We start from the raw sequence: 15,505 nt of genomic DNA, 5'->3' as shown, positions 1-15,505 counted from the left end.
ACAGACTGATTATTTTCACATGTTTTCATAGTATGTGTCTTATACTGTATTAATACATTGGGTAATATCACCACGAGGAAAGGGATGAATATCATGAACACTACGAAGACTCGCATGAATGAGAAAGCCAGCCAACGCGTTGAGATTCATTGTGTCGATCAGGATCGCCATCAACAACTATCCGCGATGCGTGGAGCAGACATTGTCGTGGACTGCCTGAATCGTCAAGGCGTCACTCATATTTTTGGAATTCCGGGGGCTAAGGTTGACAGCGTTTTTGACGCACTTGTTGATCGAGGCCCCTCTTTAATTGTGTGCCGGCATGAGCAGAACGCCGCGTTCATGGCAGCCGCAGTTGGCAGATTAACAGGAAAACCGGGGGTATGCCTGGTGACATCTGGACCAGGGGCCTCCAACTTGGCGACAGGTCTTGTTACTGCAACGGCAGAAGGTGATCCGGTGGTTGCCTTAGGTGGGGCTGTATCACGCGCAGATCGCTTGAAGCGGACGCATCAATCAATGGACAATGCAGCACTGTTCCAGCCAGTTACGAAGTACAGCGCAGAAGTACAGCATCCTGACAACCTGCCGGAGGTACTGACGAACGCCTTCCGTGCAGCGACTTCGCCGCGTCAAGGCGCAGCTTTTGTCAGCCTGCCGCAGGATGTAATCACAAGTCCGGTAGAGGTGTCAGCAATTGGCCCGCTGCCTTCGCCACGGCTTGGAGCAGCTCCTTCTGAAGATATTGCCGAAGCGGCAAAGGCACTGCGCAGCGCACGCATCCCGGTCATTCTCCTTGGAATGCGGGCAAGCTCGCCGGAAGCGGTATATGCGATTCGGCAGCTTGTCGCCCATACGAATATTCCAGTTGTAGAGACATTCCAAGCGGCAGGTGCCATTTCCCGTGAATTGGAGGCTCACTTCTTCGGCCGTATCGGATTGTTCCGCAACCAGCCGGGAGATGAACTGCTGGCACAGGCCGATGCGGTATTGACGATAGGGTATGACCCAGTAGAGTACGATCCGAAGTTCTGGAATCATGACGGCCAGCGCCGCATTATTCATTTGGATGACGTACAAGCAGATATTGATCATGATTATCAGCCTGACATGGAGTTGCTCGGCAGCATCGACCGTACGGTGCAGGAATTAACGAAGCATTTGTCCGGCTTGCAGCGGACGCCAGAAGCGAATGTGCTGTGCGACTCCTTGCTGGCAAAGCTGGTGGAAGCCTGTGAACCGCCGCAGAAAGTCAAGCCGGGCACTGTTCATCCGCTGCAAATTATTCATGGCCTGCGCAGCGTCATCAACGATAACGTGACCGTCACTTGTGACGTAGGTTCTCATTATATATGGATGGCGCGTTATTTCCGCTCGTATGAGCCGCGCCGCCTGCTGTTCAGCAACGGAATGCAGACACTTGGCGTTGCCTTGCCTTGGGCCATTGCGGCCGCACTGGTTCGTCCAAATGAGAAGGTCGTTTCCGTATCAGGAGATGGAGGGTTTTTGTTCTCTGCGATGGAGCTTGAAACGGCTGTGCGCTTGAAGCTGCCGATTGTTCACCTCGTTTGGAATGATGGCACATACGATATGGTCGCATTCCAGCAGCAAATGAAATACGGCCGTACCGCAGGCATCGAATTCGGTCAGCCGGATATGGTGCAGTTCGCAGAAAGCTATGGAGCTACGGGCTACCGTGTCACGGATCCTGCTGAACTGGTGCCAACACTGAAGAAGGCGCTTGAAGCAGAAGGGCCTGTCGTCATTGATATTCCTGTCGATTACAGTGACAATATCGCACTTGGAGATACTCTACTTCCAGACCAGTTCCATTAAGAACGAACTGGAAGCAAGGGAAAAGTACAGCACGCAACAAGGAGGAACAGAGAAGATGAATGCCGTATTGGAACATCCGGTCAACACAACATTACGTCCATCGGACTCATATACAACAACGGAACGAGAAACGGAACACCGCTCAGAGCAGCCAAGCACCATTTTCCAGACATCTACTATGAGCGCCCTGCTCGACGGTGTGTTCGAGGGAAACATGACAATGGCTGAGCTGAAGCAGCATGGCGACTTCGGTATTGGCACGTTCAATGAATTGGATGGGGAATTAATCGCCTTTGATGGGAACTACTACCGCCTGCGCTCCGACAGCAGTGTAACGCCTGTAAAGCCGGAGGAGGGAACGCCGTTCGCGTCCGTTACCTTCTTTCAAGCGGAGAAGACATTTCGGGTGAATCAGCCGATGAGCCGCAGCGAGCTGGAGCAGCTGATTGACAGCTTGCTCCCGAGCCTAAACCTGTTCTACGCGATTCGTATTGACGGAGAATTCGAACGTGTTGTAACACGTACTGTTGCGAAGCAGAAGCCGCCATTCCGTCCCTTCTTGGAGGCAATCGAATCGCAGCCTATCTTCACGCTGGAGAAAAAGCGCGGTACGGTGGCAGCGTTTCGTATGCCGGCCTTCGCTCAAGGGATAGCCGTGGCCGGCTACCATCATCACTTTGTCGATGATGCGCGTACAGGCGGCGGGCATGTACTTGATCTTCAGTTCAAGTCCGGCGTCATCCAGATTGGCAAGCCGTCAGAAGTGCATATGCACTTCCCCGAAACAGAAGCCTTCATGAATGCCGATCTGACGAGCCGCGATCTTGATGCGGAAATTGCGAAGGCTGAAGGCTGATCTAAGTTCCAAATGTGCTCGTGAAGCATGCACAAGTAACACATGCGTTGTATGCACACGTCGTGCAAGTATCAATCTCAGTGGTAATAAAGGAAGTCTAAAATATGCCAAGAAGGCCTGAATGGGAGAGCAAGGAGCCCGTTTGGGTCTTTTTTATAAGATGGACTCGTGAAGATGGGGCGGCTATAGTGGAGATGTAGAAGATAACAGAACCCCGATGCCTGACGAGGAGCAAGCGGCATCGGGGACGAAGACTGAAACGATCATGCTTTCATTAATTCATGCGTGCAACAATAAACTCAGCAGCTAGCGCAGGGATTTCATCTGGCAATTGTTCTGTTGGACTTACATCATGACGCAATTCCAATGCATAACGGAACTCGTAAAATCCGCCGAGTGTAGCCTTGAAGTTTGTTTCCCAATAGTTGGTCATCAGCCATGCATAGGCAGAAGGCTTAGTATCCTGCGCCTGCTGCGTATGGACAAGCCTGCGTCCATGGTCAAGCGAGCCCAACTGGAGCAGCGGCGTATCGGGCATGGCCAGAAGCAGTGTACGCTCCGTAGCTTGTTCGAGCTCGTCCATAACTGTCCGAGAACCTTCGGATCCGATCGTAGAATTGGCTAGCCCTGCCCCAGTATGGCTGCTCCATGCCAAGCCCTCCTGAATGCACGTATAGTCCAGGCAAGTGCCCGGCAGTTGATCGATCCATGGCCGGACGATGGCTCCTGCCTTTTCTACATATAACGTATCCTTGCTATATTCGCCTGTTGTAAACGGTAACGCCACATATACGTTTTCAGGAAGCCATACGCTATCTTTATGAAGTCGAACCGATACCTCTACTCGATTCGAAGTTGCGTATACCTTCAGGAACAACGCGTAATAGCTCATGCCTTCAATTGTGTAAGTAAGCTCAACAGTAGCATATAGCGGGCCGTTTTCTATCGGACGAACACGAATGAGACATCCAGCGCTTCGTTCTACGTTAATACCCTTGCGATTCCGCCCCATCCGGCTGCGGACGGCCCATACTTGGCTTGGATCGCTCGAATCAGCCGCTGGAGTAACCTCATATATCGGTGTAAATGCCCCATACTCGCGATTGGCTGCCAGCAGTTCTGCGCCGGATTGTTTATCTAGCCAAGAAATGATGCCGTCATGCTCCTTCCATTCTATGCGGACAAAGGGTGATTCAATCATGTGCTGCGCAATCTGGATTGGCCCGTGAGCAGCGTGTTCTATTTGCAGATCGTCCATATCATAGACGCGGTCACTACCCATGAGGCGGGTATTGGATGTTGTTCGGTTAATAGGCAGAGCTTGCGTCTTACGCAACTTCAGGAAACACTCCTCGCCCGCATCAAGCGAGGCTTGGATGACAATGGATTGCGGGTGTGGGGACTGGTGCGGAAGCACGGCTCCAGTACCTTCGTGTACGACCTCCATCCCATCCTCAAATAAAGCAGGCTCCCAGCCATCCAAGGGCAGCGTTACCAGCTTATTCGCGGATGCGTTCTCTGTGTTGACGATACGATAGCGGATCGGCCGTTCCGGGTATAACGGTGCCGCGCCTTGGGCGAACAGCACCTGATCCAAAGCTTGGTGCGCCAAACGGCTTGCGTCGGCGGCATAGGCCTGCTTGCGAACCTCTAAGAGTTGCACGTTCGGATGCCACGGCTCATAAATGGAAGAGTGATAACCCCACGTATGTTCTGCATACATGGCCAATGCTTGTTCTGCTTCGCTAATTTGCTGCACATCTACAAGCTCTTGTTTTGGATCGAGATACTTAACCTTTCTTAGCGTCCGCTGCGCGTCACGGTATAGCTGAGTATGCATAGCTGTCGAGCTGACGCCATCTGACCACCAATCTGGCCAATCACCTGCATAGACAGGCAGTTGCTCCATATCTTCCTGCTTCAGTCTGGCGAAGAATCCACTAAGCGTCGTCATCTCGATGCGAATCGTTTCTCCGTATTGTGCGTTCCAATCACGGATGAATTCCATAATCCGACCATTAGGCGAGGCATTGTCTGTACCAAGACCGGACAGCATGACCGGCACAAAGTCATAGGGATAGCCTTCCTCTTCAAGTCGGCATACGTAGCGATGCATCCGAATTCGGGCAATATCATTATGACGGGTATCGATAAGCTGATTGTCGAACTCGTCCTGAATCATATATTGGCCGAGCGCACCCGGACACAGGCCGAGCTCGTTCCCGAACATGTAGTGCTCTCCGTTCCAGACGAGCAATCTGTCGCCATTCGGCGCCTGCCACCAAAACGGTGTCTGCTTGCGGCCAAGAGCGAACATCCCGTGGTGAGTATGAATACAGCTGAATAAATGCTTGATTCCATTGTCGAGCAGGCTCTGGGCATAGCCCCATCCATAGCCGTTAATGTCAGCGGTCATCGCGGAATCGATTTGATGTCCGATCGATTTGGCGTAAGCCTGCGCTTTGCTGTGAATGCATTGCAATAAGGAATAGTCCGGAAGCTCCGTCATATTCAAGTACGTACCCGATAGTTCGATGCTGCCGCTGCGCACCGCTGCTGCAAATTGCTCGCGTTCCTTCTCTGAAGCTTGTTCCAAAAAGCGCTCCACCGCCCAGAACGTTTCGCAGTTCCAGCGAAACCCCTGCCAATCAGGCTTAGCGCCATTCTCAGATTGCTGCAAGATGTACAGTGCTTGGCGAATAAATTCAGCGTGATAACGTTCAATCTTTTCTTGACGCTCTGTATATCCGATGTCGGTATGGGAGTGATGTATTGCATAAATGGTCCAAGCTCGATTTGGGGTAGGGGTCTTTGCACGGGCTAGATGCTGTTCCATTCTCATTAGGTGTAGCCTCCAATTCCATTTCAGTTCAAGGAACGAGTTTTGAATAACGAATAAAACCTTCCGGCTCCATATCGCTGCAAAAAAGACAGTAACATGCCGGATAGAGAGGTGTTCTCTCACTTTCACCATGTATTGCCCTCATTGTAGGAAATGAAGGGAAGGCTGTATTTGGACTAGTCGGCTTTGTTTTTGTACAAAAAGGACATCTTTATGAAATAGGAGGATGACTTGGATCAACGTCTGAACGCGGACGATGGAGTTCATCACGACGGAAGCGCGCTGGCGATACACCGAGATGGCGAGTGAACACTCTTGTAAAATAATGCACAGACTCAAAACCACACTGCCCGGCAATATGTTTAATGGCTGCATCGCTGCCGAGCAGCAGTTCCTTTGCTAATTGGATGCGGCGCTCTTGTATATATTGAACGAATGTCTGGCCGCAATGCTGCATGAACAGCCGGGTCAGATGCCTGGGGGAGATGTGCAAATGCTGTGCGACAATGTCAAGCGACAGCGGTTCGCTAAGGTTATCCTCCAAGTACAGACTGGCCCTGCGGAACAGATCATTGTGACCGACAGGAGGGTTCTTGGTTGCTTCGGACGCTGACGGGAGCTGGTCTGGATTTGGCGTGAACAGCGGCAGCATCGAGTACAGCAGTGTACCTGCCGCAGCTTGCAGCACCGCTGGGGGATATGCAGCTTGTCCTTGCCCATTCCCATGGTTGAACATGTGCAGTATAGCGCTCCACAGCGCTGCCATTGTAGATTCCGCAGCTTCAGAAATAACCGGGACTGCCTCCTGTGCCAGTACTTGATAGGCGTGAACGTATGCATCGGTCGATTCGGATTCTAAAATGTCGAAGGCAACGAAGCAGAGGGCAAGACCTTCGTCGCTGCGAATCTGATGCCAGATTCCTGGGCGAGAGCAGAATGCTGAACCTGCTGCTAGCGAGTAATGCTTGCCGTCATCGATATATTCGCCAATACCCTCCATGACGTAACACACCTCAAAGAAAGAATGCCGGTGCATCGCGTTATGGTAATGGTGAGGCATGAAGCCCCAGTAATGGACACGATAGCGCACTGGACCGCAGTCAATCTGTGAGGCGTATATATTGAGCGAATGATTTGCTTTTTTGTATGCCGTAGGATTATTAATCATTATGTGTACTCCTTGTGTACCATTCGTATGTAGGCCAACCTGTATATGGTTAAATTGATCCTCATTTTGGGCTTTGTATTTTCCAGCTGCGTATTCAGGCTATGTGCTTCTCTTTCGATATCGAACCCCAGCAGGAAGATGAGTAAAACATAGGAAGGATGTGACAATACGAGCGATAATGAAGCCCTTTTCTAGATGCCTATAATGCTTTTTTATCGAATATCCTCTTTATGTTCTTTGTCATTTTCATCACAATTTGATTGTAAAGTCAGGCAACAATTGGAGCTGTCTCTTTACTAGCGCCTTTGTTAGAATAAAATTTACCAGTATTTTAGTGTTTAAATAAATGGTGTTACGAATACGGTATGTATGCAGTTGAATCGTATCAATTTGCCGGGCAATTGAGTTCGAATTCACATAAGTGTCACATATAGCGCTTTCATCCCTATGTTGTTCACAATTCGTCACAGCAATTGATCGTCCGGTTATGGGACAATATGGATGAAGGCTGGAAATCAACATATGGAGGGGACGGACGATGTTGTTAACGGCAGAACAGCTGGAACAGTGGAGTGGTGATACCGTGGAACGAATGGAGACACGCAAGGCGGCTTATCAATTGCTGGCTGATTTCCTGGGCGAGGTTCCAACACTAGATGTCATTATGGCATGGCGGAACGGACAGAAGCTCAAGGTGCTGTCATCCGCTTCCGAAGGAGCCCAAAAGCTGTGCAGTTTGCTCAAGAACATGTCGATTAACGAAATGTACGCCGTATACTCATCGCTGCGAGATGAATATTTGCGCTTGTTTGGCTCTTCAGGCCAGCTGCCTGTAGCGCCTTGCGAGACGATGTATCGTGCGAGCGAGCAAATGCTGCCAAGGTCTTACGCTCATGATGTGCGGCAAATGTATGCTGAATTCAGCTTATATTTCAAAAAGATGAACGGAGAGCCTGACGACCATATTGCGATCGAATTGGAATTCATGGCTGTTCTTATCGAGAAGATGATGAACAATGTAGCCTCGAAGGAGCGTTACGAGCGCTATATGAATGGCCAGCGCACATTTGTGCTGGAGCATCTGAAGAACTGGGCGCCACGCTTTGCAGAGGACTTAGCACAGCATGCCGAACATCCAATCTATAAGGCAATTGGACTGCTGCTAAGCGAGTTCATCGCCAAAGAAGCCGCATGGGCAGAACAGATGGAGATTGCATAATTGTACATTCTGTACTCGAACCGGTGCAGTAAAATAGAACGAAAACGCGATGCAATGTACATGACAAGGGACCTTTCTATACAAAGGTCCCTTTCTTCTCTATATGGGCCTACATGTAATGCCCCGCCAATAAATCGTCCACGCGGCCTCCAAATTACTTTCAAACCGATCAATTCCGCCATACAGCAACTGTACGAAAAGCCCGTCCAATATGGAAATGAACGCCTTGGCCGCCTGTTCAGGATGTACGCCGCAAATTTCTTGCGAGCGAAGCGCTTGTGCCATACGGGGGACGAGTCCTTTTTCCAGCTTCTCGACAAAGGCATGCATGCGTTCAAGAACAGGCTCTCGAAGCGATGGCGGCGGGAAAAAGGCGACTCGAAGCATGAACTTGAGTACATCATACTGGTTATAGCGATGACGGTATGATTTGAGCAGCAGCTTCAATTGGTCATACAACGGCAGTTGCTCGTGCTTATGGAAGAAGTCTGTAATCCAGTTCAGCTCGTCGACAAATACAGATTGCAGAACGTGCAGGAACAGATCCTCCTTGCTCTTATAATGCGCATAGATGGATGGTTTCTTAATGCCGACTTCCTCAGCAATATGGGACATGGACGTTCCGGCATAGCCATATTTGGCAAAATGGGATAGAGCGATAAGTTGAATGCGGTTGGCAGTCAAAGGGAAACCCTCCATTCTTCGCTGTTCCATAACTACCTATCGTTCGTTCGACAAATTATGTCACAGGGTTGAAATCGTTGTCAATGACATATTTGAATAGGGGGATTTCGGGTATAGTATTTCAATATGGATCGTTCTTCCTATCGAACAAATTGCATAAAAAAGCTTACAGATGATACATACGGTCGGCAAGTACGTAGTGAATATATAGAAACGAAGTGTGAAGATACAGAAATATAGAAAATGGGGGAAAGTGCGGATGAGGAGAGCGCTGCAGGTTGGGTTATTTATTATCTTATTGATGACGCTTGGGCTGTATGTGAACGATACGTTCGGTCATACCATTGCGACATCGCTAAGCATTATGACGACATTCGCGGTCATTACGCTTGCCGTCATTATTTTTATGGAGAATCGGCATCCTTCCAGTACGGTTGCCTGGATACTCGTGCTGGCACTCGTTCCAGTTGTCGGATTTATTTTTTATATGCTATTCGGCCAAAACTATCGCAAACGCCGCCGCTATGCCCGCAAGGCTGTTCAAGACCGACAGGCGTATGCCTTCATTGATAATGAATCGCTGACACGCAGGGAGCAGGTCTTTTCCACCTTTAATCCTGATGAACGCCAGCTGCTGCGGCTGACGAGCCGTCTGAGCAAGAGCCCAATCTCATTCGGCACCGATACGCGGATTTTGAATAACGGAGAAGAGACATTCTCTGCACTGCTTACGGAATTGAATAAAGCAAGACATCATATTCATATGGAATATTACATATACCGGGATGACGAGATTGGAAGAACGATTAAGCGGGTCTTGATTGACAAGGCGGCTGCGGGAGTCAAGGTGCGCTTCATGGTAGATGCAGTTGGAAGTATGCATCTGCCGAAGATGTTTCTGGCTGATTTGCGCAGCGCAGGGGTTGAAGTCGCTGTATTCGGCGGTGTGAAATTTCCATTGTTCTCGAATCGAGTGAATTATCGGAACCACCGCAAAATCGTAGTTGTTGATGGCAATGTAGCTTTCATTGGCGGTCTGAATGTAGGAGATGAGTATTTAAGCCGCAGCAAGACCTATGGCTTCTGGCGCGATACCCATATGATTGTACGGGGAGAAGCCGTCAAGACACTTCAGATCATATTTCTGCAGGATTGGGCACATACGACAGGGCGCAAGCTGTATGATCCGGAATATTTGATGCCGAAGCCAACTGAGTCAGCCTCAGGAGCTGTGCAGATGATTGCAAGCGGCCCGGATCAAGAATTCAAGACGATGAAGAATGTATTCTTTTCCATGGTGACCTCGGCGAAAAAATCAATTTGGATCGCGACGCCTTACTTTATCCCGGATGAGGATATTTTTACAGCGCTCCGTGTTGCAGCGTTGTCTGGCGTCGACGTTAAGCTCCTGTTCCCGGCAAAGCCGGATAAGTGGCTGCCATTTCTTGCGTCGCATTCCTACTTCCCTGGACTTATGGAAGCGGGAGTACGCATTTACGAGTATGAAAAGGGATTTCTTCATTCGAAGCTTATTATTGTAGATGGAAAGATGGCAACGATCGGAACTGCAAATATGGATATGCGCAGCTTTCATTTGAACTTTGAGGTCAATGCACTGCTGCTGCGTACAGAGAGTGTTCATCAACTCGTAGAGGAGTTTGAGCTGGATCTTCAGTCCGCTGCTCCTATCGTGGAGGAACAGTTCGCTCGCAAAAAAGTGTTAACACGCTTCCTTGAGTCAGCAGCACGCTTATTTTCACCGCTTCTGTAAGCCATATTGGCTTTACAGTAGCGGATGGAATAGATTGACTCTATGTCTGGTTTGTGGCATGATTAGGGAGAACTCCTTTTGAGAACGATTTTCATTATCCATGGAATGCAGGAGGAACGATCATGTCTGTATTGAACACACGATCTCTTACGTTATCGTATGGGGAAACCTCTATAATAGAAGATTTAACGGTTAGTATACCTGAAGGAAAGATTACGGTGCTGATTGGCAGCAACGGATGCGGCAAGTCGACACTGCTCCGCTCGCTCGCCCGTTTGCTGAAGCCGAATCGTGGAACAGTCCTGCTGGATGGCAAGGATATTCATCGTACCGGAACGAGGGAAGTTGCGCGTAAGATGGCGATCTTGCCCCAAGGACCATCAGCTCCGGAAGGCCTGACAGTGCATCAGCTTGTGAAGCAGGGACGTTATCCGTATCAGACGTGGCTGAAGCAGTGGTCAGAAGAGGATGAACGGCTTGTGCGCCATGCATTGAAGGTGACAGGTCTTGAGAATTTGGCTGATCGGCCAGTAGATGCCTTGTCTGGCGGTCAGCGACAACGAGCTTGGATCGCAATGACGCTTGCGCAAAATACGGACATTGTCCTGTTGGATGAACCGACGACGTATTTGGACTTGAGTCATCAAATTGAGATACTCGACTTGCTGTACGATTTGAATCGGAATGAAGGCCGTACCATCGTGATGGTTCTTCATGACTTGAATCTCGCATGCCGTTATGCTGATCATATTATAGCGGTGCGCAATAAGGGGATCCATTCGCAAGGGGCTCCGGAAGATGTGCTTACGGTTGACATGGTAAGAGACGTATTCTGTATGGAATGTATCGTGTGCGATGACCCGCTGTTTGGAACGCCAATGTGCGTGCCGCGCGGCAAGGGGCGCGTTTGTGGTGAACGGTGCGAGCGCAAGGATGAATGTGTAGCGAACACACTGCTGCAATCGAATGCTGTGTAAAGAAGCTAATATAACCCACTATGAAGTGAACGGGAATCATAATAGGAGCTGTTTGGCTTTGCCAAGCAGCTTTTTTTGCCCGCTTATTCCCCCTTCATTTTCCAATTTCTATATTTACTCTACCAATTATGACATATGGTTATCGGAGGGAATCTCTTTTGTGGAGCAATCGTAACGTATGGATCGTGCTCTGCGGCGAATTTGTTGCTGGGCTTGGACTTTGGACATCCATTATCGCGAATCTGGAATTTATGCAGCATCATGTGCCGTCAGATTTCATGAAGTCTTTGATCTTATTTACAGGTCTGCTGGCAGGTGTGCTTATCGGCCCCTATGCAGGCAAGGTAATTGATTCACATCGGAAAAAGAATGTCCTCATATGGGCGGGTATTGGACGGATGGCGAGTGTATGCTTTATGTTTCTCGCCATTGCGCAAAGCTCGGTATGGTGGATGATTTTATTTGCGATTTGCTTGCAAATATCGGCTGCTTTTTACTTCCCGGCCCTGCAGTCGGTCATCCCGTTAATCGTACAGGACAAAGATCTGATCGCATTGAACGGGATTCATATGAACGCCTCTACAATTGCCCGCATCATCGGAACGGTTGCAGCTGGCATGATGCTGTCTGTTATGAGCTTGTCTGCCTTATATACCGCTTCATTGGTTGCTTATGGACTTCTCCTTGTCTCCACTTACTTCCTCGATATCGATGAAGGGGGAGAACAGAAACGCAATCTAAATCGCAAGGAGAAGCAAGGCGGTGGGTTCAAGGAGATTGTTCCTATGCTGAAGGGGATGCCGGTTGCCCTTACGGCGCTAGGCTTGTCTATTATTCCGGGGTTCTTCATTGGAAGCTTCAACTTGATGGTCATCAATATTAGTGAAATGCATCAAGATTCGCAAATTAAGGGCTGGCTCTATGCCGCAGAAGGCATTGCCTTTATATTGGCCGCATTCTTCGTGAAGCGCATTTCCGGGCAGCGTGATTTGCTCAAGCAATTATTTACCCTCTCATTCATTATCGCAGGCGCACAAGCGCTGTTGTTCTTTGCTCATGTGAAGTGGATGACGATTGTGGCGTTTGCTCTATTTGGTTTGGCTGCAGGATTCTTCTTCCCGCTGCTGTCAACCTATTTCCAAAAGTCGATTCCGAAGGAACTGCACGGTCGATTTTTCTCATTCCGCACAATGCTGGACAGAGTCCTGTTCCAAGTTGTGCTTCTCGCTGCAGGGTTTAGTTTAGATACAATCGGCTTGCCTTACATGGTGCTTATATTCAGCGGGCTGTCGCTATTTATTCTTTTCTATGGTGTGTTTCATTCATTTGACTCGGCAGCCAAGCACAAGCAAGACACTGAGACGTCGGCATCGTGATAAATTATCGTAAATAAGTCTTATGCAGAAGGGTTCCCAGCTGTTCCGGTAGAAGGAATATCATGGGAATTTTTTCTGCTAAAGAAAAGGAGAGTGTACACCCCTTGTGGAATAGGATGTAGGGAAGTAACGTAATTGAGGACAGAGGAGGACGGAACATGAAACGGTCAGAGGAAATTATTCAGACAGCGGAACGATTCGGAGCGAGGAACTATCATCCGCTTCCTGTCGTCATTTCGAAGGCGGAGGGAGTATGGGTTGAGGATCCGGAGGGGCGCCGCTATATGGATATGTTAAGCGCTTACTCGGCCTTGAACCATGGACATCGCCACCCGAAGCTGATAGAAGCACTTGTGGATCAAGCCAATCAATTGACGCTCTGCTCGCGTGCCTTTCACAGCGAGCCATTGTCACGATTAAGCGAGCAGCTTGCTGCATATACGGGCAAGTCCAAGATACTGCCGATGAACACAGGGGCAGAGGCTGTTGAAACTGCTCTTAAGGCAGCTCGGCGCTGGGCGTATAGACAAAAGGGCGTACCGCATGATCAAGCGAATATTATCGTATGTGAAGGCAACTTCCATGGTCGAACGATTACAGTCACTTCGTTCTCCTCTAGTGAAGAATACAAAGACGACTTCGGACCATTCACACCAGGCTTCACGATTATCCCATACGGCGATGCCGAAGCGTTGGAGGGTGCCATAACAGCCAATACGGCTGCATTCCTTGTGGAACCGATTCAGGGGGAGAATGGAATTGTCATGCCGCCCGTGGGCTATTTGCGCAAAGTCCGTGAAATTTGTACTCGCCATAATGTGCTGTTCATTGCAGATGAGATTCAAACCGGATTCGGCCGCACGGGAAGACGGTTCGCTTGCGATTGGGAGCAGGTAGTGCCGGATATGTACATTATGGGCAAAGCGCTTGGCGGCGGAGTGCTTCCGATATCGGCTGTCGCGGCAGATGAACCGATTTTATCTGTGTTCGAGCCCGGTTCGCACGGCTCCACCTTCGGCGGCAATCCACTTGCCTGCGCGGTTGCTTCTGCTGCACTTACCGTGCTTGAAGAGGAGGAAATGGCAGAGCGAGCTGATCGGATGGGAGCTTACTTCCAGAAGAAGCTGACTGGTATCTCCAGTTCAATCGTGAAGGAGATCCGCGGCCGTGGCTTGCTCATTGGGATGGAGCTGACAGAGGACGCTCGCTTGTATTGTGAAGCCCTCATGCGCCTAGGACTGCTATGTAAGGAAACTCACGGAACAGTAATTCGTTTCGCTCCACCGTTAGTTATTACGGAGGAGCAGTTGGATTGGGCGATTGAACGAATCCGCAGCGTGTTGACTGTTAGAGCGACAACTACGTGACATTTTACAGATGAGGTATTTGAAAGCCGGATATATAAGCGTAATGTAGAGATGTAGTCACCCCTATAAATTTAAAAATTGAAGGCAATCGACTAGGGTATACAGCAGCATAGATAGAGGAGCAGGTGAATTTGTCGGAATTGTCATATCGAAGGGAGCGATCAGTATGACATCACAAGAGAGACAGATGAATGTACCATTATCTATTATTCAAGTACCATTTGGTCTAGGAGCTGGAAGACGAGGCGCGGAGCGTGGCCCTGAATGCCTGATGCAGTCTGGGCTTGTTCGGCATCTTAATCAATTAGGACTTGCAGTAGACGAGGAGCGGGAAGTGAACTGTATAGCTGCTGCCAAAGCAGAGGCGCCAGCGTTGTCCGTCACTGCAGGGAAGGCGAAGTATGTGCCAGAGGTCATTGCCATGAGTGACGCTCTTGCTGAGCAGGTTCAGGCAGTTGTAGAATCAGGGCGTTTTCCGCTTGTGTTGGGCGGGGATCATGCAATTGCGATTGGAACTTTAGGGGGACTTACACAGCAATATCACAAGCTTGGCGTGATCTGGTTCGACGCACACGCTGATTTGAACACGGAAGATACAAGTCCGTCAGGAAATGTGCACGGAATGTCATTAGCTGTTGCTTTAGGCCGTGGAAGCTTGACCGAAGGCAAATGGAAATGGCCGGGCAATCATTTAGATCCGAAAAATGTTGTGCTAGTAGGATCTCGCGATTTAGATCCTGGAGAGCGTTCTTATATTCGTGAGCAGGGGATCGCCTGTTTCACAATGCACGATATCGATCGATATGGGATGCTTCATGTGATGCAGGAGGCTATCCGAATAGCAAGCGACGGCACAGACGGTGTTCATTTAAGTTTTGACGTAGACAGTCTTGATCCGATTGAGGCGCCTGGTACAGGTACGCCTGTGCGAGGCGGAGTCAGCTATCGGGAAGCCCATCTTGCGTTAGAGTTGCTTCATGAATCCGGCATCGTAACATCTGCAGAGTTCGTGGAGGTGAATCCTTCGCTGGATACGGATAACCGCACGGCAAGACTTGCACTCGATCTGATCGGAACATTGCTCGGGGATCGTATCCTATAGTTTCAGCTCAATGGATTCAAAAGCATTTTGAAGCTCCATTTTGCTTATATGCAATCATCGTAAGAAGATTTGAATGAATAATGAATAGTAGCTTACATCATATTACAGGAAAATAATATTGCTGCAGGGTTGTCATCCTGCTCAAGCCCTGCTAGGATGGGATTGCACAAAAACGTGTTGGACGACTTTAGCCGTAGAGAAAGCGATTGCGATTGCGTACAATATAAAAGTATAATCGAATCCTGACACGAATAGATACGACAGTTATCGAAGCGCATAGCAGCCGGGTGGGAAGTATCAGAGAACT

11 protein-coding genes are annotated in these 15,505 nt (G+C 49.3%); 8 read left to right on the top strand and 3 right to left on the bottom strand.

All coding sequences use genetic code 11. The features are described from left to right. Positions 1 to 186: 186 nt before the first annotated feature. Positions 187 to 1,836, top strand: coding sequence for an acetolactate synthase AlsS (alsS, locus tag NO352_RS20330; RefSeq protein WP_051135101.1), 1,650 nt, complete (start codon positions 187 to 189; stop codon positions 1,834 to 1,836). 55 nt (positions 1,837 to 1,891) lie between these two features. Beyond that, complete coding sequence (budA, locus tag NO352_RS20325) at positions 1,892 to 2,692, top strand: acetolactate decarboxylase (RefSeq protein ID WP_005544913.1); 801 nt, start codon at positions 1,892 to 1,894, stop codon at positions 2,690 to 2,692. A gap of 274 nt (positions 2,693 to 2,966) precedes the next feature. On the opposite strand, the gene NO352_RS20320 is transcribed toward budA, so the two are convergent. Both NO352_RS20320 and NO352_RS20315 read right to left on the bottom strand, forming a co-directional pair. After that, positions 2,967 to 5,534 (bottom strand): glycoside hydrolase family 38 N-terminal domain-containing protein, encoded by a 2,568-nt coding sequence (locus NO352_RS20320; RefSeq protein ID WP_289356645.1) that lies wholly within the window; start codon positions 5,532 to 5,534, stop codon positions 2,967 to 2,969. A 211-nt stretch (positions 5,535 to 5,745) separates the two neighbouring features. Beyond that, complete coding sequence (locus tag NO352_RS20315; RefSeq protein ID WP_289356644.1) at positions 5,746 to 6,702, bottom strand: AraC family transcriptional regulator; 957 nt, start codon at positions 6,700 to 6,702, stop codon at positions 5,746 to 5,748. A gap of 538 nt (positions 6,703 to 7,240) precedes the next feature. On the opposite strand from NO352_RS20315, the gene NO352_RS20310 reads away from it, so the two are divergent. Beyond that, positions 7,241 to 7,921 (top strand): TorD/DmsD family molecular chaperone, encoded by a 681-nt coding sequence (locus NO352_RS20310; RefSeq protein ID WP_163979950.1) that lies wholly within the window; start codon positions 7,241 to 7,243, stop codon positions 7,919 to 7,921. A 99-nt stretch (positions 7,922 to 8,020) separates the two neighbouring features. Here NO352_RS20310 and NO352_RS20305 read toward each other — a convergent pair whose 3' ends face one another. Further along, positions 8,021 to 8,605, bottom strand: a complete 585-nt coding sequence (locus NO352_RS20305) for a TetR/AcrR family transcriptional regulator (RefSeq protein ID WP_005544905.1) — start codon at positions 8,603 to 8,605, stop codon at positions 8,021 to 8,023. Positions 8,606 to 8,864: 259 nt separating this feature from the next. Here NO352_RS20305 and cls point away from each other — a divergent pair, with 259 nt between their 5' ends. The 5 genes from cls (at position 8,865) to rocF (ending at position 15,198) form a co-directional block, all read left to right on the top strand. After that, the gene (gene cls / locus NO352_RS20300) at positions 8,865 to 10,376 is read left to right on the top strand and encodes a cardiolipin synthase (RefSeq protein WP_268599077.1); all 1,512 of its coding nucleotides are present in this window, start codon (positions 8,865 to 8,867) and stop codon (positions 10,374 to 10,376) included. A 122-nt stretch (positions 10,377 to 10,498) separates the two neighbouring features. Then, positions 10,499 to 11,353, top strand: coding sequence for an ABC transporter ATP-binding protein (locus NO352_RS20295; protein ID WP_171416117.1), 855 nt, complete (start codon positions 10,499 to 10,501; stop codon positions 11,351 to 11,353). A 158-nt stretch (positions 11,354 to 11,511) separates the two neighbouring features. Then, complete coding sequence (locus NO352_RS20290) at positions 11,512 to 12,729, top strand: MFS transporter (protein ID WP_289356643.1); 1,218 nt, start codon at positions 11,512 to 11,514, stop codon at positions 12,727 to 12,729. 158 nt (positions 12,730 to 12,887) lie between these two features. After that, on the top strand, positions 12,888 to 14,096 hold the full coding sequence (locus tag NO352_RS20285) for an ornithine--oxo-acid transaminase (RefSeq protein WP_268599079.1): 1,209 nt from the start codon (positions 12,888 to 12,890) through the stop codon (positions 14,094 to 14,096). Between the two features lie 166 nt (positions 14,097 to 14,262). Beyond that, positions 14,263 to 15,198, top strand: coding sequence for an arginase (gene rocF, locus NO352_RS20280; protein WP_289356642.1), 936 nt, complete (start codon positions 14,263 to 14,265; stop codon positions 15,196 to 15,198). Positions 15,199 to 15,505 lie beyond the last annotated feature (307 nt).

This window comes from Paenibacillus sp. S-12 (assembly GCF_030363895.1).
In the GTDB taxonomy this organism is placed as follows: domain Bacteria; phylum Bacillota; class Bacilli; order Paenibacillales; family Paenibacillaceae; genus Paenibacillus_B; species Paenibacillus_B alvei.
This window is presented reverse-complemented; position numbering and strand designations above follow the sequence as displayed.